Genomic DNA, 21,156 nt, shown 5'->3' with positions numbered 1-21,156 from the left:
AATGGAGGGGATAACATGCGGACCTTTACAGGAACTTCGCTATTGGCGCTCAGTTTGGGCGTGATGGCACCCGGCAATGCCTTGGCGCAAGCTTCAGGCGGATCGACACAGTCATCGTCGGCGGAACTGGCGGACATCATCGTCACCGCCCAGAAACGCGCCGTGCCGTTGCAGGATGTCCCCGTCGCCGTGACGGCTTTCACCGGCGAGGCAATGCGCGCGTCCAACCTGGATGCATTGACCGGCCTGCGCGGCATGGTGCCGGGCATGACGATCTCGCGCTCCGGCGCTGCGCTCAACACGCCGCAGATCAGCCTGCGCGGCATCTCGCTTCAAGATCCGAACCGCGCCGTCGAATCCGGCATCGGTTTCACCATCGACGGCATTCCGCTGGCATTTCAACGCGGTACGCTGCTCGACGCGTTCGACATCGAACGACTGGAGATTTTGCGTGGTCCGCAGGGCCTGCTGTTTGGTCGCAACACGACGGGCGGAACGGTGAACGTCATCCGCTCCCGTCCCGATCCCGACGCTCCTACAAGCGGCAGGCTGCGCGCGACGGTGGGCAGTTTCGGACGAACGGACTTTGAAGGTGTCGTGATGGCGCCGATCATCCCCGGCCTGTTGGCGGTCAAGGGCGCGATCGCGATCAAGAAGCATAATGGCGAGTTCCGCAACAGCATCACCGGCGATCGCGAAGGCAAACGCGATATGCGGGATTATATGCTGTCGCTGGTCGCTACCCCTTCAGATCGGACCAGCATCTACCTTTCGCTCGAGCGGATGGAGGATGATAGCGAAGTGCCGCCCTATGTGCCGGTCCTGACCCCCGACCTTATTCCGCTGACCGGCCCCAAGCTGTTGACGCCCAATGGTCTGGGCACGCTGGGATATCCGACTTATGTCACCGGGCAGAATATACAATGTCTCAATCCTGCGACCTCGATCGTTTGCAGGCCGCTCAGCAAGAAGCGTAATGATGTCGAGACGACTCAGTTTCCTGCATATTACAATCTTAATGCAGTGACGCTGGAGGTTGCGCACGAACTTGATGGCGTCAAGTTGGTCAGCCTGTCGGGTTATCGCGAGGACGAAGAAGATCAGCTTGGCGACTTCGACGCCACCCGGTTTGCGATACAGCGTAACGACAAGCGGGAAAGTTCCTGGCAGTTTTCGCAGGAGTTGCGTGCGGAAACGCAGTTCGACGGTCCGATCAACTTCGTGGCTGGCGCTTTCTTCATCGAATATGCGTTCACCGCGCGACAGTTCCCGTCGGTCGATTTTGCCGGGCTGTCGGCGACTACCGCGCCGGGCACGGCCTACTTCAACTCGCTCAACGCCTATCGCATCCGGCAAAAGAGCCGTTCCTTCGCCTTATTCTTCCAGGGCGACTGGGACATCACCGACAAGCTGCGCCTGACGGCGGGCGCGCGGCAGACATGGGATCGCAAGCAGACGAACTTCACGCTTTGGGGAAGGCTACAGCAGCCGATCCGCGATCAGTTCGTGCTTGGCCCGCAGCAGGGGCCGGTGAGCGCCTCGGTCAAGTTCGACGAGCTGACGCCGCGCATCGGGTTGCAATATAAGATCCAGCCCGACCTGCTGGTCTACGCCAACTGGAGCCGGGGCTATAATGCGGGCGGGTTCAACGGCCGCGCGGGAAGCATCGTCAACGCCGTCATTCCCTATCGTCCTGAAATCATGGATGCCTATGAAGTCGGCTTCAAGAGCGAATGGTTCAACCATCGGGTTCGCCTGAACGTCGCGGCATTCCACAACACGCTGAAGGACAAGCAGGAAGATGTCCTGACGGTCGCACCGGGAGGGGGCATTGTTACGGCGACGGTGAATGCTGCCAAAGCGCGGTACAAGGGCGTGGAGGCCGAACTGGCGGTGGTCCCTGTCGCCGGATGGACGATCACCGGATCGGCGGGCTATCTGGACGCGAAATATCTGAGTTTCGTCGGGAATCTCGCGGGTCAGGGCCTTGCGGACCTCTCGGACCTGAAGCTGCGCCGTACGCCTAAATGGACCGCGGGCCTGATCTCCGACTATGCTTTCGATCTGGGGGCAGGCCGAGCGGGACTTAATGCCGCGCTCTATTACACGTCGCGTTACGAAACGAGCGTTCTCAATGATCCACGCGGGTCCATTCCCCCGGTGACCAAGGTCGACCTGGCCATGCGTTACCAGTTCCCGGTGCATGACAAGCTGAACATGACGCTGACTGGCTTCGTCAAGAATGTGACGAACAACACCATTTATGATGGATTCACGTCCAGCAACACGATCGGGTCGTTCATTGACTTCGCGATCCCGTCGGTCGGCAGAACCTGGGGCGTGTCTCTGGCGGCAGACTTCTGATGGGATTGGAAGAACTCATCCCGCGCAATGAGAGGATGGCGCTGTTGCAGAATTGCTGGGTCGTGGCGGACCTGGACGATGCGATGGAGCGGTGGCTGTCCATGGGGGTCGGGCCGTTTTTCCGGCGCGACTCCGACTATCCTGACGCATTGTATCGCGGGCGGCCCGAGCCGCTCGCTTTCAAGGCGGCGCTGGCGCAGGCGGGGCCGGTTCAGATCGAACTGATCCAGCAGACGAGCAAGGGGCCGTCCGCCTATCGCGACATGGTTCCCGAAGGCCAGATCGGTTTTCATCATATGTGCCGGATAGTTCACAATGTCGGCGAAGAAATCGGGCGCCTGAGAGCGCGAGGCATAGAGATGGCGAGCGAGTTCCGGTCGGTCGGCGGGGCGCAGGTCGCTTATGCCGACACCCGCAATGAACTGGGCTGCATGCTGGAACTGGTGCCCGCAGAGCCGGTGTTGATCAACCTGTTCCGCGACGTGGCGCAAGCCGCGCAAGATTGGGACGGGACCGATCCCGTCCGCATGTTGGAACTTAAAGACGGCCCGGCCGCACAAGTGGGAGGATCACAGTGAAGACAGAGGCAGCCAAGACGCTGGACGAAGTTACGTTCGCGACGACGGCGGATGTTGTAATCGCGGGGCTGGGAGGGGCTGGCGCTTCCGCCGCGATTGCAGCGGCCGAAGCGGGCGCAGAGGTTTTGGTCATTGAACGAACCTCTGGCGGGGGAGGCTCCACCGCCATGTCCGGTGGGTTCATCTATCTGGGCGGCGGCACGCCTCCTCAAAAGGCCAATGGCTTTGCCGACACGCCGGAGAATATGGCCCGGTTTCTAAGGGCCACGCAGCCGAAGGCGGCCGTGGACAAGATCGAGGCCTATTGCGAGGGTAGCGTCGGCCATTATGACTGGCTGATGTCGCTGGGCGTCACGTTCAACGAGCGCTATTTCGACGGCAAGCATTTCCACCCCCATAGCGATGAAACGCTGGTGTGGACCGGAAGCGAAGCCTGCTGGCCATTGTCTGAAGCGGCGGAGCCTTTCCCGCGTGGTCACAAGCCGGGGGGCGGATTTGTCGGACATTTGTTGTTCGACCGGTTGCTCCAGCGCCTGCATGAACTCAAGGTGCGTGTGATCTACGATGCAGCGGTCAACGCGCTGGTCCGGGACGACGCAGGCGCGGTCGTTGGCGTCCAGTATCGGCAGGAAGGCCGCAACATGGCGGTGGCGGCGCGCAAGGGCGTAGTGCTCGCGACGGGCGGTTGCGAGTGGGACCGGGAACTCGGCCTTGCTCATGGATCGAAAGCTGGACGGGAGGGCATCGCGCCGCTGGGCGTGCCGACTGCCGACGGATCAGGCATAGCGCTGGGCCAGAGCATGGGCGCGGCGACCGTCGGGCTGGATCAGAGCATGATTACATCGCCCTTCTATCCGCCCGCCAGCCTGGTCAAAGGCATATTGGTGAACAGCGCGGGCCGCCGCTTCGTGGCGGAGGACGTCTATCACGCCTGGTCCACCGACGCGATTTTGAACCAGCCCGAGGGCAAGGCTTACCTGATCTGCGACAATGTCAATTTCGGCAGGCCGGAGCTTGGCGACATCCGATCCGAGCGCAAGCATGAGGTCGTCGATGCCTGGGACAATATACCGGAAATGGAAGCCGACCTTGGCATGCCTGAAGGGTCGCTGGTGGAGACGATCGGCAATTATAATCGCTATGCCGCGACAGGATATGATGAGGAATTCCGCAAGAATCCCAAGTGGCTCGCCCCGATTTCGGAGATACCCTATGCCGCGATCGATTGTTCGGTGGGTTCGGCCTATTTCTGTTGCATCAGCCTGGGCGGCGTTGACACTGACGTCGATGGGCGGGCGCTGAAAGCCGATGGCACGCCTGTTCCCGGCCTTTACGCGGTCGGTCAGGTGGCCCCCAATCTCTCGGTGGAAGGCTGGGGCTATGCGAGCGGTCTGCTGATCGGCGGCGCGACCTTCTTCGGACGCAGGGCGGGCAAGGCCGCCGCCGCCGAACCCCTCCGCCACGCTCTCGATCCCGGATCGAAGCGCCCCGAATTACCGGCAGATGTCGCCTGATCACGCGCGAACGATCGGCCGCCCCTCATATACCTATCATTTCAGGAGCATTTCATGACATCCACCCCGACGGCCAATCTCTACGAAAGATTGGAAGAAGATCCCTGGCGCTTCCTGGAGCTTAGTCAGGAGGAACTGTTCGACCTGGATTATGCCGAAGTCGAAAAGATCCAGCTCGCCCTCTTCCAGCGGCGGTTCCGCGATTTGAAGCCCAAATTGCGCGCGCTCCAGCGTCTGGCCGAGGAAGTCGGGCTAGAGGAAATCAGCGGGTTCGATGACCTCACGCGTCTGGCGATGCCGCACACCATGTTCAAATCCTATTCCGCGCTGGACGTGCAGAAAGCGCGCTTCGACAAGCTGACCCGCTGGCTTCAGGCGCTTACCACGCACGACCTGTCCGGCGTTCATGCCGAACATTGCGAGTCGATCGAACAATGGTTGCTGGAAGTCGAGCGTTCGACGCCGCTGCGGCCGGTCACCTCATCGGGGACGAGTGGCAAGATTTCGCTCTTCCCCCTCAGTACCGTCGAAGAAACCCTGTTCGTTGACAAGAACACCTATATCGTCGAGCCATATCGCGACGAACCGGGTATTTACGCAAAGAGCGGCGAATATGTTTTCGTCTGTCCCTGGCCTTCGCGTTACGGCCGTCACAACATCCCGCTCATCATGCGTGTCCTGAAGGAAAATTGCTACGACGGCCGGGAGGACATGTTCATCACGCTGGATGATGGCACGCTGACCGCTGACGAGATGTGGTTGAACGGACGGCTGCAACGGGCGCAGGCGCTAGGCGAGGAATTGGAGCTGAGTCCGGCCGAGCAGGCAATCGCCAGTGCGCTCGCAACCCGTGCGTCCAATGCGGACGAACGGTGGACCCGCTTCATCGAGAATGCCGTGGTTGGCCTTAAAGGTCAGAAGGTCATGTTCTACGGGGCTCTCATGAACCTCTACCTCATGGCCGAGGCGTGCCGGAAGATGGACATCTTCGTCGAATGGCATCCCGACTCCATGATCATGACCGGCGGCGGGAGCAAAGGGTTCAACTTCCCAGAAGGGTGGCGCGATGTCGTTGCCGAACGCTTCCCGCATCATGTGCCGGGGCGCGTCAAGGAAGTCTATGGCATGACCGAATCCAGCTCGACGGCGGTCTGTTGCCCCCATGATAAGCTGCATCCCCTGCCTTGGGGCATCACGCACCTGATGGACCCGGCAACCGGTCAATCGCTACCGCGCACCGGCACGCAGACCGGACGCATGGTCGTGTTCGATCCCATGCCAACCACCTTCTGGGCCGGGGTCATCACGGGCGATCAGGTGACGGTCCATTTCGACGGCGGATGCGCATGCGGGCGCAAGGGTCCGTTCATGGACAATGACATCAACCGCATTTCGGAACTGAATGGCGGCGACGACAAGATCGTGTGCGCACGCACGCCGCAGGCCTTCCAGAGTCTGGAAGATTTCCTGGCCAAGGCGTCCTGACCCAATCTGTCTCGGAGTATCGAAGATGAAAGAATATACTATCCCGCTCATCATCCGGGGCCGCATCATAGAAGATGACCTGGTCCGCTTTGAAGGACGTCGGGGAGAAATCGCGTTCCTGACCCCCGACGTGAACAAATATCTGGACCAGATCGTCCTGCGCAACGGCGCTGACCTTCAGGATTATTATTCCGTCAGCCTGGACAATATTCTCGACTTCCTGGAGGAATTGGGCCGCAGGCTGCACCCGGACACGAATCCCGACATTCGGTTGGCGCTGGAAATGAACATGCAGTCGTCGGGCCAGTCGCCCGACATATTGCGCACCGCCTATGTCTCCTTTGCCGCCAATCTGCGCCGGACCATCGTCGAGGAAGCCGTCGATCAGAATATCGGCCGCGACTATCTGGAAGGCTGGAAGCCGAGGCCACTGCATGACCGCGACGCGATGGTGCGCGCCTTTGGATCGCGCATCGTTCACCTGAACGCAGGCAACGCACCCAATGTGGCCCTGCACGCTGTGATCAACGGGGCGGTGCTGCGTTGTGACAATATCGTCAAAAGCCCGTCGAACGACCCCTTCACCGCCGTCGCCATCGCGAAGACGATGATCGCGATGGACCCCGACCATCCGATCACCCGGCACATGACCGTCGCCTATTGGAAGGGCGGGGACCTGGGCTTTGAGAAGAAGCTGTATGACACGCGCAACATCGACAAGATCGTTGCCTGGGGCGGCCCTGCGTCGATGAACCACATCCGCCAGCATCTGACCTCCGGCCTCGACCTGATCGCGCTCGATCCCAAGGTCAGCGCCTCGATCATTGGTGCGGAAGCGCTGGAATCAGAGGAGCAGATGGGCTGGGTCGCCCAGCAGCTGGCTAAGGATTTCGGCTATTTCAATCAGGAAGGCTGCGGCAACAGCCGCCTGGCCTATGTCGTGTGCGGCAGTGATGATGCGTCGCTCGACCGGCTGAACCGCTTCGGTCGGCTGGTGCATGAGGCGTTGCAGGCCCTGCCCGCCGCCTATAGCTCCCCCCACCCCGCGTTCGACCCGGTGCTGCGCGACGAGATAGAGGGCATCCGCTATTCCGACGATTATCGCGTGTTCGGCGTCAAGGCGAATGAGGGCGGCGTCATCGTGTCCCAGCAGGCGGAGGCGGTTGAGTTCAGCGACCGGATCGGCGGGCGCGTCATCAATATCATTCCCGTGCCGGACCTGGATGCAGCTGTTGCAGCCGTTACCATCCACACCCAGACGATCGGCATCTATCCCAATGCGGCGCAGGCGGAAATTGCCGACCGATGCATGTTGCGAGGGGCGCAGCGGCTCTCACCACTGGGCTGCATCGCTTATGAAGGGCTGGGTTATCCCCATGACGCCATGGAAATCATGCGCAGGCTCGCCCGCTGGGGTGTTCGCGAGCAATTTGACGAAGCCGTTGCGGAGGCAGGCGCCGGGATGATGTGCGCCGCCTGACGAGGCGGGCACATTTTGAAGGGGAGCGGGATCATGGATTCTCCGATTGGCCGCTCAATATTACGATCTTCCCCGATCGGGCGGCTCCGGTCAAAGCTCCCCTTCCTTTTTTAACGCAGGATTAAAGCACCGCCGTCAAATTTGGCGGTAGCGCTCGTCGATAAGCTTGACGGCCTCTTCTTCCCAATTGTCCAATATGTGACTGATCTGGTGGCCGATCTCCGACATGATCTGCCCCACCAGCATCGGTGAAAGGACAATGGAGGTGATGGAGAAGGCCGCAACTTGCGGGTCGGTATCCGCCCGATAATATCCCTGACTTACCAATGTCCGGACCAATTCCTGCATCCGGATGAAGCTGCCCTGCGATTTCTTCTGCCGGTAGGAATTCCATACGGTCGAGTAGGGGCGGAAACTTTCGATCAGGACCACGCTGGCCGTGCCCCGGTGAGTTTCCAGCACCTTCATCCAGGCACTGACAATCTTGCGCGTGGCGTCCTGGCAGTCGGTCAGGAACAAGCTGTTGAGATCATTGAGTATCTGTGCGATGTCGCTGCTCAGATTGTCCAGAGCGGCGTCGATCAGCCCGTTCTTGCCGTGATAATAATAGTGGATCATGCCGGCGTTGGTGCCGGCGGCTGATGCGATTTCCCGCGTCGTCAGATCCAGATGACTCTTGTTCCGCAAGCCATGCTCCATTGCATGGAGCAGTTCGTTCGACACTTCGCGGTTGTCGGAGACCGTAGGCCGACCACGCGCGGAAGCTGCGTCAGGGCGGGCGTCGCCTGCGTTTGTCATGGGTACCTCTCCATCACTTTATCGATGCAGTCACTCCCGCCGACATTGTCCCATGAAAGGAAGAGAGGCGCAACCGCTACCGAAGGTGGCAGCGCTGCGCCTCGCTCATGGGTCGATTGATCTTACTGCGGAAGCTGGTGCAGCGCGCAGAGCTTGTTACCGTCCGGATCGCGCAGATAGGCAAGATATAGAGCCCCCATCGGCCCTTCACGGACACCCGGGGCATCCTCGATAGACACGCCGCCATTGGCTACCCCAGCCGCATGCCACGCGTCCGCCTGCTCAGGCCCCTGAACGGCGAAACCGATCGTGCCGCCATTGGCATGCGTCGCGGGCTGGCCGTCAATGGGCTTGGTGATCAGCAGCGACAGGCCGTTGTGCATGTAGATCAGCCGTCCGTTATCATCGACGAAGGCCTGTGCGCCGCCCAGCGCCCCAAGCGTCGCGTCATAGAAGCGCTTTGATTTTTCTATGTCATTGCTGCCAAGCACGATGTGCGAAAACATGAAATTCTCTCCATAAAATGCCGTCCTTGCGGGCGGGAATGTGCAGATGGGAGCTGGGTTTATTTCGAAATAACCGACATCTGTCAATAACAGCATGGACTGTAGATTGACAGATGTTAGTCAATCCGCTGTTCAGGCGGGCGTGAGCGCGTCCTGTTTCGCCTCTTGCAAGCAGGACTGAGCGGCCCTGCGGCCTGTGAACACGCAATCCGCGAGGGAAAGGCCGCTAATGTAGGTGCGCGATGGTATGCTTCCGGTGGCCCGGCCCGCAGCATAGAGGCCCGCTATAGCGCTGCCATCGGCCCGCCGCACAGCGCCTGTCGCCTCTTCGAGCGCCAACCCTCCCAAAGTATGGAAGGTGATGAAGCTGTAACGGTTGGCGAGGGACACATTCATTGCGACATAGGGACCATTGCCGAGCGACTTAAGATGATCCTTCAGCTTTGAAAAGTCGTCGTCATGCCGGTTGCGGACCATGTCTTCATAGCGCCGTACAGTCTGGCGCAGACGATTGGGATTGATGCCGCATTTCTCCGCAAGCACGTCCAGATCCCTTGCCCGCTTGGTGCCGCCGAGCATGAGGTTCAGCATGGCGGGCGCGCCAAAGCGCATGAATGCGTCCAGACCGTCCGTTGCCACCTGGCGCATCGCCTTGCGAATGTCCTTGGTGGACATGATCAGCCACGCCTTGCCTTCCGGCTGGTCGGCAATGGCGCGGCCCAGCGTGCCGACATAGACGGCTTCGTTGGCGAACCGCTCCCCTGCCTGATTGACGAGAATGCCATCCAGCAACGCCGCCGGAGGAGATTGGACCCGGCCGACGAACATCGCGTCCATGCCCACGGTATCCGCGCCCAGCGCCGTGCCCAGCTGCACGGCCGTGCCATCGTCACCCAGAGTGCCGAGGCGCATCATGGTCTTGTAATGCTTGCTCAGCATGGGCGCATGTTGGCCGAGCATGTCGAGGTTGAAGACGAAACCGCCCGTCGAAAGGATAACGCCAGTCTTCGCTCTGATATAGCGCAACTGGCCATGTTCGCGCTCCATGACGCGTGCCGCCTTGCTCGCAGCCTCGGCCTTACTCTCCTTGAACGGAGCGGTAGGTGGGAACTTGTCGTAATATTTCTGATGCTCGGCATGTTTGGCGGCCGGAAGCTCCAGCGCAGCGACGCCGACGACGCGCCCGTCACTATCGACAACGAGGCTCTGAACGATCGTATGCAGCTTCTTGCGAATGGCTGACCGATCCGCGGTCTCGCGCAAGGCGCGATACAGCTTGTTACCCGTAAAGCCGCGCCCCAGCGTTCGGTGCCCTCGCGGTGCTGGCCGGGCGTCGCGGCAATAGGCCTCCACCTTCTCATTGCCGGAATATTGCAGGAAATAGCCCTCCGGCGGATAGGTCGTCTTTCCGGTGTAAAGTTTCGTCCCGAACACGACGCCATGCGACTGCAACCATTGCAGATTGCCAGCACTTTGATCGCAAAAGCGTTTCAGCGTCTCGGGCTGAACGACATCGCCGACCTCCAGCCGAAGATATTTCAGCATGTTGTCGGGATCGTCCTCAACGCCGTTTTGCCGTTGAATGTCGGTCCCTGCGGCATAAACGACGCCGCCGCTGAAGGCCGTTGCGCCACCGCCATTGAAGCGGTCTATGGCAATCACGCTGGCGCCGTTTTCCACCAGTTCGAGCGCTGCACAAATTCCCGCGCCGCCGTAACCCACGACGACAACGTCAGCCGTGTCGTCCCATTGGAACATGTCGGCATTGTCGATGGAAATCACCGGCTGACCATCTTGGGAAATCATTTCATCTCTCACGCCATCATTTCCTTCGAAGATATTTCCGCGCCGTAGTTCATCATCGATCCGCACAATCCGCTTTTCCGCAAGCGTCCGATTACAACCTCATGCCGCCGCTTGCCTGAATGATCTGTCCGGTGAGCCAGCCCGAGGCCGGAGATGCGAGGAACAGAACGATCTGCGCTATGTCGTCGGCGGTGCCGATACGGCCCAGCGCGGCCATGCTTTTGAACATGCGCATTGCCTCCTCACTGTCCCGATAGCCGTTGATGAGGTCGGTATCGACCGGTCCAGGGGCGACAGCATTGACGCGAATATTGCGCGGCGCAAGCTCTACCGCCATCGAAACCGTGAACGAATTCACCGCCGCCTTGCTCATGGCATAGGCAAAGCCGGGCGGCTGCGCCATCAGCCCGCTCATCGACGAAATATTGACGATCGCGCCGCCATCATTGAAACGCTTCAACGCCTGTTGGGTGACCAGTATCGGCGACTTGAAGTTGACCCGATACATGCTGTCGATTTCTTCTTCATCGATCGTCGTGATCGGAGAGGTTCGTCCCGCGCCCGCATTATTGACCAGAATATCAAGTCGCCCTCCGGCCTGTTCGTCAAACTGCTGGAACAGCTGCCTCACTCCTTCGGAATGGCTAAGGTCCGCCTGTACAATCACCGCGTCGCCGCCTGCTTCGCGCACTTCGGCTGCCGTCCGCTCGGCGCCTTCACGGCGAGAAGAATAGTGCGCGACGATCCGCGCACCGCTTTGCGCCAGGGCAACGGCGATCTGCCGCCCGATGCCTCCCGAGGCGCCGGTCACCAGCGCAACCTTTCCGTCCAATACAGCCATTTTCGCACCTCTCCCAGTCAATTGCCCGAAACTTGAGGCCGGGCCAGCCGTCTTCGCAAGACGGCGTCTTACGGTATCATTACCTGACTAATGTCTGACAAACTGTCAATACTGCCCGCATATGTCCTTGATATGCGGTCGGGCTGACAGAGAAGGGAAAGGCCATTGTGTCCGCCAATCCGCCGTGTCATAGAAGCGTATATAAGACGAATGTCATTTAATTTCTGGAGAGGTCATGACTGAGGAGTTCGACTTCATCATTGTTGGCGCGGGCAGCGCCGGTTGCGTGCTTGCCAACAAGCTTTCCGAAAATCCATCGAATCGGGTGCTGCTTCTGGAGGCCGGTGGCGAGAACAAGCACATGTTCGTTCGCATGCCAAAGGGCGTGGCGAAGCTGGTCGGCGACCCGACATTCGCGCAATATTTCCCGGTCCAACAGCCGCGTGAAGAAGGGCTGGACGCAAGCGAGATCTGGCTGCGGGGCAGAGGACTGGGCGGATCTTCCGCCATTAACGGCATGATCTATATCCGGGGCCAGCCTGAAGATTACGAGCAGTGGGAAGAGCGCGGCGCGAAGGGATGGGGTTGGAACACCATGCTGCGGTCCTTCAACGCCATTGAAGATCATGAGCTTGGCGCATCCAACGAGCATGGCGTCGGTGGTCCTGTGCATGTCTCGACCTCCAAGTTCCATTATCCTCTTGCAGATCGGATGATCGAGGCGGGCAAGCAAATGGGCTTGCCACGCAACGACGATTTCAACGCCGGGAGCCGGGAAGGCGTCGGCTATTATCATTATAATATCAAGAACGGGCGCAGGCAGAGCGCGGCGGTCGCTTTTCTGGACCCGATACGCCATCGGCCCAATCTGGTGATCCGGACGGGCGTACAGGTTGACCGCATCATCATCGAACAGCGCCGGGCCAAAGGCGTCATGTGCAGGCTCGGCGGGCGCAAGACGGAGTTCCGGTGCCGGGGCGAAGTCATCGTGTCGGCAGGCGCGATCGCATCCCCCAAGCTGCTCCAGCTTTCGGGGATCGGACCAGCCGAGGATTTGAAAGCCGCAGGCGTCGATGTCATCGTGGACAGCCCGGACGTAGGCCGACGGATGCAGGAGCATCCCATCTACGGCATCAACTACGACTTGCAGGGCGAGAAGGGCCTGAACCATCGCTATCGCGGCCTGGGTCTGGCCCGTAGCCTGGCCGAATATTTCCTGTTCAAGGGCGGTCCGATGGCGACGGTCCCGCAGGAAGTCGGCATCTTTGCCCGCAGCCGTCCGAGCGTAGCCCGTCCGGACATTCAGTGCTTCGTTGGTGGCGTCACCCTGGCGCAGGGCGAGGCGGATGTTGCGGTTCCGACCAACGGCGTCAACAAGACGCCTGGCATGATGATCGCCACGGCGATGCTGCGGGCCACCAGCGAGGGTTGTCTTACCATTACGTCGCCCAATGCCGACGATCCTTTGCGCATCCATCCCAACTGGCTGACGACGCAGGAGGATTGCGAGACGGCGGTTGCGATGGTGCGTTTCGTGCGCAAGTTGATGACGCAGCCCGCCATCGCGCCCTTCGTGACTCGCGAGATCGCGCCGGGGCTGAACGGTAATGACAGCGATGACCAGATACTGACGGCGGTGCGCCGCCATCTGAGCTGCGGCACCCATGCCGTGGCAACGTGCCGGATGGGCAGCGATGATGAATCCGTGGTCGATCCACGCACACGCGTTCGCGGAGTGGACGGCCTGCGGGTGATCGACTGTTCGATCATGCCCAACCTGACATCGGGCAACACCAATGCACCGGTAATGGCGATGGCCTGGCATGCGTCATCGCTGATCCTCGAAGACGCACGCTGAAGGCGACGTAGGGCAGCCGCGCGCAAGACCCGCAAAGGGCGTGCGCGGCCAGCCAAAGGATAGAATGCAGGAGAGATAATCGTGACGACCCAATGGGATGAGGAAACAGACGTTCTGGTGGTAGGCTCCGGCGCGGCCGGTTGCTCTGCGGCGCTGGCGGCCCGGACGGCTGGTGCCGAAGTGCTGCTGGTCGAACGCACGGACAAGCTGGGCGGCACGAGCGCGGTTTCAGGCGGCGTGCCGTGGATCCCCAACAACCATCATATGCAGGAGATCGGGCGCAGCGATTCCCGCGAGCAGGCCCTCACCTATCTTCGCCGCATTTCGCTGGGCAAGATGGACGACGTCATGATCGAAACCTTCGTGGATACGGCGCCGCAGGTGCTGTTGTTCCTCGAAAAAGAGACCGATCTTCGCTTCCGCGCGCTCCAGATGCCGGACTATCATCCGGAATTTCCCGGCGGCAATATCGGCCGTTCGGTGACTGCGGGGATTTTCCCCGCTGGGCAGCTTGGTGAATTGCGGCCCGCGCTGCGGGCGAGCGCGCATTTCCCTATCCCCATTTCCATCGCCGATGTGGAGGACGGCATCAACGTGCTGGATTCCGAGATTATCGGCGGGCGCCTCAACGAAGATATGGTCGGCATGGGCGGCGCGTTGATGGCGGGCCTGCTCAAGGGCGCCATGGACCATGGCGTCCGGATCAGGCGCAATGTCCGCGTCCTGCGGCTTGTGCAGGAAGGCGATGTCGTGGTCGGCATCGAGGCAGACAATGACGGAAAACCCCTGCGTATCGGTGCGCGCAAAGGCGTGATCCTGGCCTGCGGCGGGTATGAGTGGAACGAGGACATGACCCGGCAGTTCCTGCGCGGCCCGATGCACGGCCCGCACAGCCCGCCCTGGAACGAAGGCGACGGGCTGAAGATGGCGATGCAGGCTGGTGCCGCCCTTGGCAATATGTCGGAGGCATGGTGGCAGCCATCAGTGACGATACCGGGCGAAGAATATGACGGGCGGCCGCTCGTCCGGCTGACCGGCATCGAACGCTGCGGTCCCGGATCGATCATCGTCAACCGGACAGGCCGCCGCTTCGTCAACGAAGCCTGCAACTACAATGATATCGGGCGCGTGTTCCAAGCCTTCGATCCTGTGAACTTCGACTATCCCAACCTGCCCGCCTGGCACATCGTCAGCCAGGATTATATGGATCGCTTCCCCTTCCTGACGCGCTATCCGGGCGATCCGGTCCCATCCTGGATGGTGAGCGCCGACACACTGGCCGAACTGGCGGGCAAGATCGGGGTTGATCCCGCCGGGCTGGAGGCAGAGGTAGCGCGCTTCAATGATAATGCCCGCAAAGGCGTCGATCCCGACTTCCATCGCGGTGAAAGCATCTATGAACTGTATTGGGGCGATGCGAGCGCAGAGGGCACCGCGAAGACGCTGGGGCCACTCGAACGCGGTCCCTATTATGCGGTCGAAACCAAGATCGGAACGATCGGGACGAAAGGCGGCCCACGCACCAACGAGCGGGCCGAGGTGATGAGCCTTTCGGGCGGCATCGTCCCCGGCCTTTACGCAGCGGGAAACGCCATGGCGAGCATCATGGGCATGGCATATCCGGGCGGCGGTGCCACGCTCGGCCCCGCGCTGACCTTTGGCCACATTGCTGGCCGGGAAGCCGCGCGCGGATCAAACCGCTTCTGAACACCCTGTCGCACGGAAGCGGCCTCCCCCTTCCCGCGATGTTGACGAAGGAATTTCATCATGAATGATCCGAAAATTATCGCGACCTATTACACGATCGCGGGCGATGCTTATCCCGGTGCGCCGGTCGCCAGCCCTTTTCCGTTGGAACGGCGCGCTGCGGCGGCCGTTGCTGCGGGCTATTACGGCATGGGCCTATCAGGCGATGATCTGGCCGCGAATGTTGCCTTGCATGGCACGGCGGGCATTCGCCGCATCCTGGACGATGCCGGTGTCCAGTTTCTGGAAATTGAGTGCCTGACGGACTGGTTCGCGCAGGGCGAAGCGCGGGCCGCTTCTGACAAGATGCGTCGCCTATGGCTGGATACCGCCGTCGAGATCGGGACCAAGCATATCAAGATCGTCGGAGACATCAGCGATAGCGGCGTGTCGATGGAGACCATGGCCACCGACTTCCGGCTGCTCTGCGATCAGGCTGCGGAGGTGGGCGCCCATGTATCGATCGAGGTCTTTCCCCTGGCGAATATTCGGGACCTCAAGTCGGGGCGGCAACTTATCGAAATGGCCGGGACCGATAATGGCGGGCTGTTGATCGACATCTGGCACATGACGCGTCCGGGCATACCCTATGAAGAGGTGGCCGCCCTTCCCGCCAGCTATATCAAGCATGTCGAGCTGGACGACGCGGCGGCCGAAGTCGTTGGCGGTCTTTTCGACGATTCGACGGACAATCGCCTGCTGCCGGGCGAAGGCAGCTTCGATGTGCCCGCATTTCTGCGAGCCATCGCGGCGACCGGCTATGACGGCTGCTACGGGATCGAGATATTGTCGCACGAATTCCGCGCGCTTGAGCCGGAGGAAGCGGCGAAGCGATCCTTCGACGCCGTCGCGCGGCAGTTCGCGCTGGCACGGGAAAATGCCTGATCGGCCGTGGCGGCGCCTTCAATCGGGCGCCGCTGCAAGGACCATATGACAGTTTCAGGAGGACAGGGTGCCCGAGCAGGATGGGATTGAAGAGACCGACGTCATCGTGATCGGCTCGGGCGCTGCGGGGCTAGCAGCTGCCCTAAGCGCGCGCCATGCGGGAGCAGATGTCGTCATTCTGGAACGCTCGGAAAAACTCGGCGGGACCACGGCGATGTCGGGGGGCGTCCCCTGGATTCCATGCAACCACCACATGCATGAAGTCGGAACCACCGACAGCCGCGAGGCGGCGCTCACCTACATGAGGCGTCAGTCCTTGGGCCGCATGGATGACGCGATGATCGAAACCTATGTCGATCAGGGCGCAGACGTCATCAAGTTCATCGAGGCGCAGACGGACATTCGATTTAGGGCGCTCAAATGGCCCGATTATCATCCCGAGCTGCCCGGCGGGACATTCGGACGGTCCCTGTCGGCGGGGTTGTTTCCCGGTAACAGGTTGGGGGAATTGCGGCCGAGATTACGGAGCAGCCTGACCTTTCCCATTCCGGTGTCGAGCAACGACCTTGAGGACGGCGTCGATATTTTCGACCCTGCCATAATCGGGGACCGGCTGGAAAAGGGGCTGGTGGGCGTCGGCAACGCGCTCGTGGCGGGACTAACTGCCGCCGTGGTTGAGAAAGGCGTGCGCATCCTGTTCGGCATGCGGGCGCAAAGCTTGGTCATGCATGAAGGCGCGGTCACGGGCGTTGCCGGCAGCAAGGACGGCGAACCTTTCGAGATGCGTGCGCGGCGTGGCGTCATAATCGCCAGCGGTGGCTTTGAGTGGAATGCCGGTCTGGTGAAGGACCTGCTGCGCGGTCCACATGAGGGAGCGGCGAGTCCGCCGGACAATGAGGGCGATGGCCTGTTGATGGCGGCGGAGGCCGGGGCTGCCCTGGCGAACACCGATGAGGCATGGTGGATGCCGATCATGAAGATTCCGGGCGAGGAATATGATGGCAATCCCGCAATCCGTTTCGCGGTAACCGAACTTACAAAGCCAGGGTCGATCATGGTGAACCGCAAAGGGCAGCGGTTCGTGAATGAAGCATGCAATTATAATGATCTTGGCCGCTCCTTTTTCCAGTTCGACGCTCAGACGTTCGACTATCCCAATCGGGAGGCGTGGATCATTTTCCATCAGGCCTATCTGGACAAATACCCAGTGCTCACGCGTTATCCGGGCGATCCCTTGCCGAATTGGATGATACAGGCGGCGTCGCTGCGCGCCCTTGCCGAGCAGATCTGTGTGGACGCCGATGGGCTGGAACATACGGTCGAGCAGTTCAACAGATCAGCTCGTGAGGGGAGCGACCCCGCCTTTCACCGGGGCGAGAGCCAATATGATCGATACCATGGGGATTGGTCGCTGGACGGCGCATTGCAAACCGTCGGGCCGCTGGATCAGGCGCCCTATTATGCCTGCCGGGTGTATCCCGGCGTTCTGGGAACGAAGGGCGGCCCGAAAATCAGCGTCAGAGCGGAAGTGCAGAATTTGCGGGGAGGTAACATCCCTGGCCTCTATGCGGCTGGCAATGCCGCCGCGAGCATTACCGGCATGGCTTATCCCGGAGCGGGCGGAACGATCGGCCCGGCACTGGTCTTCGGCCATATCGCTGGCCGAGAGGCTGCGGTCAGGACGAACCGCAGATAGGCATCCCAAAAATAGATACATATATTTATCGTTCGCATGTTTACTTACTTGACAGCCGTCGTTGATGGTGCTGGAATGCGCTGCCTGATAGAGGTGCAGCAATTAGCACCCAATGCGAAGCGGCCGGAAATGGTACTACTTCATAACAAGGCCAGACAAAGAAAACATAATATTCGCCTTGCCACAATTTCGGTCGAATAACTTATAATTATAATATTTAGTCGAGGGGAAGATCAATGAAGAAGAAGGCATTTTCGATCGTTGGTTTGTTATTGGCGAGCGTGGCCCCCGTGCCCCTGCTTGCCCAGACGGATGCAGCCCCACAAGGTGACGCAGCGTCGACGTCCTCGCCAATAGGTCTTCAGGAGATCATCGTCACGGCTCAGCGCCGTAGTCAGAATTTGCAGGATGTCCCCGTCGCGGTAACGGCGTTTACGGGAGAAGCTCTGGAAACAAAGGGCATTTTCCGCGTGTCGGACCTCCAACAGGCCGACTCTTCACTGTTCGTCTCACAGATGTCCGGCGTTGTTGTGCCATTCCTGCGCGGCGTCGGAAATCCCGGTGCATCGACACCGGGTAATGAGGCAAGTGTTCCTGTATATATTGACGACGTCTATTATTCACGTCTTGCGAGCGCCTATCTTGAACTGGCGAACATCGAGCGCGTTGAAGTTCTAAAAGGCCCGCAAGGCACGTTGTTCGGCCGCAATTCAACTGGCGGCCTGATGCAGGTATTCACGCGCGATCCCGGCGACACCACCGATCTTTCGGCAACGCTGGGCTATGCCAATTACGATACGATCAGCGGCAAGCTGTATGCGGCGACGCCGCTGGGTGAAGGCGTCGCCGCCGGAATCTCCTTCAGCGGTTTGAACCAGGGCGATGGATGGGGCAAAAACCTGTTCACCGGCAAGGATACGTACCGCCGCAAATTCTATAATATCCGATCGAAGATCGTGTTTGAACCGAGCGACACGACAAAGATCCGCCTGAGCGGCTTTTATACCTATCAGCGGCAGAATCAGGGCAATTCGGTCCGTATCTATCCGGGAACGACCCGTGGCTATCCTCTGGGCTCACCACTTGAGGGCACCCAATATTTCGATCCGCCGGGCTTTTACGATATCAACGAGAATACCGAGATTTTCCATCGTCTGCGCGGTTGGGGTGGTGCGCTCAAAATCGACCAGGAACTGGGCTTTGCGGATTTCACCAGCATCACTTCCTACCGGAAAGCCAAGGAATTACTGAATTATGAGGGCGATCATACCGAATTGAACTGGCTGGCATTTCCGATCAAGATCGGAGACCGGCAGATTACCCAGGAACTTCAGTTGAAGTCTTTGCCTTCATCGAAGATCAGCTGGATATTGGGCCTTTTCTACATGAATTCGCGCACCGACGTGAATATCGCTCTCAATGGTGACGCCCTCACTCTGAACGGTCTTGCCAGCCAGAATATTGGTAGCCAGCAAAGGATCGAGTCTCTGGCTCCCTTCGCACAAGCGACCTTCCCCGTCGTGGATGACAAGACGAATGTCACGCTTGGCCTGCGCTACACGAAAGATCGCGTGGAAGGGAACGGCCGTGTTTCGCTGACACCGCTAGTTGGGGCCGACATTCCAGCTGGAAGCTATCATCAGGTCGCCAACTTCGACAAATGGACCTACAAAGTTTCGGTCGATCACAAATTTACCGACGATATCATGGCGTATGCGACATGGAGTCGCGGCTACAAGTCGGGTACGTTCAATACCATTCCGCTGGCCGCCCCGCCGACCAATCCGGAAACGGTGACGTCCTACGAGGCGGGTTTGAAGATGACCCTGTTCGATCGCAGGGTGCGCGCTAACTTTGCCGCGTTCCGCAACGACATCAAGGACCCGCAGGTCCAGCTCGTCCAGCTTGTGGACACGCCAGCTGGGCCGACACCCTTCGTCGCCTTTGCCAATGCGGACAAGGCGCGGACAAAAGGTTTCGAATTCGACACGACATTCCTGGTGACCGAGCGGTTGAGGCTCGACCTGGCGGGGCAGTATCTCTGGGCGAAATTCCTCAGCTTTGACAGTGCGCCGATCAACGTTCCCATCTTCGCCCCGCCTTGGGGCGTCGCCCTGGCGGTGGGCGATGTGGGTGGGAACAGGCTTTCCCAGACCCCGAAATGGAAAATCAACGCTGGCTTCAACTATGATCTGCCAACCTCTGTCGGTCAGTTCAGCTTTGCCGGTCAGATGTCATACCGTTCCAACCTGAAGTGGGACCCCGACAACATTTTAACCGAACCGAAGCTGACCCTGTTCAACGGCAGCATCTCGTTCAAGCCGGAATTCAATGACAAGCTGACCTTCCGCTTGTGGGGCGCGAACCTCACCAACGAGAAATATTTCAACAACGAAATTCCGCAGACCGATACGCCCGCCGGTGATCTGGGCGGCGTTGGTGATCCGCGGACGTACGGGGTCGAAGTCCGCTTCGATCTCTGATCACGGGCGCCTGCATGGTTGCTGAAAAATAAAAGGATGACCCGCGCCAGGTTAAACTGGCGCGGGTCATGAACATAGCCGGTATCGCCATATTTATGGTCGACAGGGCGCCTTTGCGCCCTTTTCCCGCTTTTTGGAGGCGATTATGCTCCTACACGAAGATTACCCCCACACAGTTCCAGCCCGAGCCTGGTTGCGTTGGAAGGAAAATTACTTCTGGGTCTTCATGGACCCCGATCGCGACCTATGCTGCCTTGCGCATAGTACGGCAGAGCCGACCTTTGACCGGGCTTTTGCATCTTTCACGGTGCTGCATAAGGGTGTGAAGGTCAGCCACAGCGGCGAGGTTCCCCTGCCCCAGCCGTTCGAACATCAGAAGCTGCTGCGCTACGGCAATCAGACGGTGCATTTCCTGAAGCCGCAGGAAGAGTTTCTTGTTGAATATGAGGACGAAAATGTTGCGGCATCGCTGCGGTTTACCCGGCGCATGCATCTGTTCGACTTCCTCGCCTGCGCGGACGTCAATCCTGACCAGTTCTCTATTTCAGAGAATACCGCGCTCGATAGATCCGGCTTTCGCCATCAGGGTCAGTGCATGAATGCCACCGGCAAGGTGACGTTCAAGACAGGAGAGCTTGCGGGTGTGTCGGTTGACGTGGATGGATCGGGCTATCGCGACCACAGCTGGGGCATGCGCAATGACCAGATTGTGATGGATCACAATTGGTCCTTCTTCAACTTCCCTTCCATGGGCTTTCACCTTTTCACGGTGCGCAACATCGTTCGTCCTGAGAATATGACAGCCGAAGGCTATATTGCGCGGCCGGAAGGGAATGAGGTCATCAAGACACTCAGAATCGAGAATGTCGGCGAAGGGCCGGAAGGAATACCGGACAAGGTCATATTCCACACCATGACCCTTGGCGGCGAGAAATTCACCCTGACCGCTGATGTCGGCAACGCCTTCGCCCGTCTGCCGCTGCATTCGCAGAAGCCCGGCGCGAAGGTCTATTACAACGTCGAGAATATGTGCCGAGTGAGGTGTGAAGAGACCGGCGAGGAAGGCCTGGCCAATGTCGAGATCGGCACATTGAAGGACGTATGAAGCGCTGACAC

General features: G+C 59.8%; 15 protein-coding genes. 11 read left to right on the top strand and 4 right to left on the bottom strand.

What is annotated here, in order from left to right; genetic code table 11:
• Window positions 1-15 precede the first annotated feature (15 nt).
• Genes ACYU81_RS17135 through ACYU81_RS17115 form a run of 5 tightly spaced genes read left to right on the top strand, consistent with a single transcriptional unit; the run spans window position 16 to window position 7,421 of the window.
• Entirely contained in the window at window positions 16-2,364 is a 2,349-nt protein-coding gene (locus tag ACYU81_RS17135; protein WP_460988913.1) for a TonB-dependent receptor, read from the top strand.
• On the top strand, window positions 2,364-2,942 hold the full coding sequence (locus ACYU81_RS17130) for a VOC family protein (protein ID WP_449468932.1): 579 nt from the start codon (window positions 2,364-2,366) through the stop codon (window positions 2,940-2,942). Before ACYU81_RS17135 ends, ACYU81_RS17130 begins: the two co-directional genes overlap by 1 nt.
• Entirely contained in the window at window positions 2,939-4,456 is a 1,518-nt protein-coding gene (locus ACYU81_RS17125) for an FAD-dependent oxidoreductase (RefSeq protein WP_460988912.1), read from the top strand. Before ACYU81_RS17130 ends, ACYU81_RS17125 begins: the two co-directional genes overlap by 4 nt.
• 54 nt (window positions 4,457-4,510) lie before the next feature.
• The gene (locus ACYU81_RS17120; protein WP_460988911.1) at window positions 4,511-5,941 is read left to right on the top strand and encodes a long-chain-fatty-acid--protein ligase; all 1,431 of its coding nucleotides are present in this window, start codon (window positions 4,511-4,513) and stop codon (window positions 5,939-5,941) included.
• Window positions 5,942-5,966: 25 nt separating this feature from the next.
• Window positions 5,967-7,421 (top strand): acyl-CoA reductase, encoded by a 1,455-nt coding sequence (locus ACYU81_RS17115; protein WP_460988910.1) that lies wholly within the window; start codon window positions 5,967-5,969, stop codon window positions 7,419-7,421.
• A gap of 135 nt (window positions 7,422-7,556) precedes the next feature.
• On the opposite strand, the gene ACYU81_RS17110 is transcribed toward ACYU81_RS17115, so the two are convergent.
• From ACYU81_RS17110 to ACYU81_RS17095, 4 genes are all read right to left on the bottom strand, one after another.
• A complete protein-coding gene (locus tag ACYU81_RS17110) occupies window positions 7,557-8,219 on the bottom strand; it encodes a TetR/AcrR family transcriptional regulator (protein WP_460988909.1) in 663 nt (220 codons plus the stop codon).
• A gap of 122 nt (window positions 8,220-8,341) precedes the next feature.
• Entirely contained in the window at window positions 8,342-8,725 is a 384-nt protein-coding gene (locus ACYU81_RS17105; RefSeq protein ID WP_460988908.1) for a VOC family protein, read from the bottom strand.
• A 132-nt stretch (window positions 8,726-8,857) separates the two neighbouring features.
• Window positions 8,858-10,531, bottom strand: a complete 1,674-nt coding sequence (locus tag ACYU81_RS17100; protein ID WP_460988907.1) for an FAD-binding protein — start codon at window positions 10,529-10,531, stop codon at window positions 8,858-8,860.
• 91 nt (window positions 10,532-10,622) lie between these two features.
• Window positions 10,623-11,372 carry an SDR family NAD(P)-dependent oxidoreductase gene (locus ACYU81_RS17095; protein ID WP_460988906.1) on the bottom strand — a complete coding sequence of 250 codons (750 nt, stop codon included), beginning with the start codon at window positions 11,370-11,372 and terminating at the stop codon, window positions 10,623-10,625.
• 235 nt (window positions 11,373-11,607) lie between these two features.
• Between ACYU81_RS17095 and ACYU81_RS17090 the strand changes: the two genes are divergently transcribed.
• From ACYU81_RS17090 to ACYU81_RS17065, 6 genes are all read left to right on the top strand, one after another.
• Entirely contained in the window at window positions 11,608-13,230 is a 1,623-nt protein-coding gene (locus ACYU81_RS17090) for a GMC family oxidoreductase (RefSeq protein ID WP_460988905.1), read from the top strand.
• An 81-nt stretch (window positions 13,231-13,311) separates the two neighbouring features.
• On the top strand, window positions 13,312-14,937 hold the full coding sequence (locus ACYU81_RS17085; protein ID WP_460988904.1) for an FAD-dependent oxidoreductase: 1,626 nt from the start codon (window positions 13,312-13,314) through the stop codon (window positions 14,935-14,937).
• Window positions 14,938-14,997: 60 nt separating this feature from the next.
• On the top strand, window positions 14,998-15,861 hold the full coding sequence (locus tag ACYU81_RS17080) for a sugar phosphate isomerase/epimerase family protein (RefSeq protein WP_460988903.1): 864 nt from the start codon (window positions 14,998-15,000) through the stop codon (window positions 15,859-15,861).
• A gap of 67 nt (window positions 15,862-15,928) precedes the next feature.
• Window positions 15,929-17,557: an FAD-dependent oxidoreductase gene (locus ACYU81_RS17075; RefSeq protein WP_460988902.1), complete on the top strand. Its 1,629-nt coding sequence runs from the start codon at window positions 15,929-15,931 to the stop codon at window positions 17,555-17,557.
• A 236-nt stretch (window positions 17,558-17,793) separates the two neighbouring features.
• Window positions 17,794-20,040, top strand: coding sequence for a TonB-dependent receptor (locus ACYU81_RS17070; RefSeq protein ID WP_460988901.1), 2,247 nt, complete (start codon window positions 17,794-17,796; stop codon window positions 20,038-20,040).
• A gap of 307 nt (window positions 20,041-20,347) precedes the next feature.
• Complete coding sequence (locus ACYU81_RS17065) at window positions 20,348-21,145, top strand: hypothetical protein (RefSeq protein ID WP_460988900.1); 798 nt, start codon at window positions 20,348-20,350, stop codon at window positions 21,143-21,145.
• Window positions 21,146-21,156 lie beyond the last annotated feature (11 nt).

The organism is Sphingobium sp. TomTYG75, from assembly GCF_054771635.1.
This window is presented reverse-complemented; position numbering and strand designations above follow the sequence as displayed.

What these genes read in the sequence shown, in the direction of transcription:
- ACYU81_RS17135 (WP_460988913.1), top strand. Translation starts at nt 16, where the DNA reads ATGCGGACCTTTACAGGAACTTCGCTATTGGCGCTCAGTTTGGGCGTG.
- ACYU81_RS17130 (WP_449468932.1), top strand. Translation starts at nt 2,364, where the DNA reads ATGGGATTGGAAGAACTCATCCCGCGCAATGAGAGGATGGCGCTGTTG.
- ACYU81_RS17120 (WP_460988911.1), top strand. Translation starts at nt 4,511, where the DNA reads ATGACATCCACCCCGACGGCCAATCTCTACGAAAGATTGGAAGAAGAT.
- ACYU81_RS17115 (WP_460988910.1), top strand. Translation starts at nt 5,967, where the DNA reads ATGAAAGAATATACTATCCCGCTCATCATCCGGGGCCGCATCATAGAA.
- ACYU81_RS17110 (WP_460988909.1), bottom strand. Translation starts at nt 8,219, where the DNA reads ATGACAAACGCAGGCGACGCCCGCCCTGACGCAGCTTCCGCGCGTGGT.
- ACYU81_RS17105 (WP_460988908.1), bottom strand. Translation starts at nt 8,725, where the DNA reads ATGTTTTCGCACATCGTGCTTGGCAGCAATGACATAGAAAAATCAAAG.
- ACYU81_RS17100 (WP_460988907.1), bottom strand. Translation starts at nt 10,531, where the DNA reads ATGATTTCCCAAGATGGTCAGCCGGTGATTTCCATCGACAATGCCGAC.
- ACYU81_RS17095 (WP_460988906.1), bottom strand. Translation starts at nt 11,372, where the DNA reads ATGGCTGTATTGGACGGAAAGGTTGCGCTGGTGACCGGCGCCTCGGGA.
- ACYU81_RS17090 (WP_460988905.1), top strand. Translation starts at nt 11,608, where the DNA reads ATGACTGAGGAGTTCGACTTCATCATTGTTGGCGCGGGCAGCGCCGGT.
- ACYU81_RS17080 (WP_460988903.1), top strand. Translation starts at nt 14,998, where the DNA reads ATGAATGATCCGAAAATTATCGCGACCTATTACACGATCGCGGGCGAT.
- ACYU81_RS17070 (WP_460988901.1), top strand. Translation starts at nt 17,794, where the DNA reads ATGAAGAAGAAGGCATTTTCGATCGTTGGTTTGTTATTGGCGAGCGTG.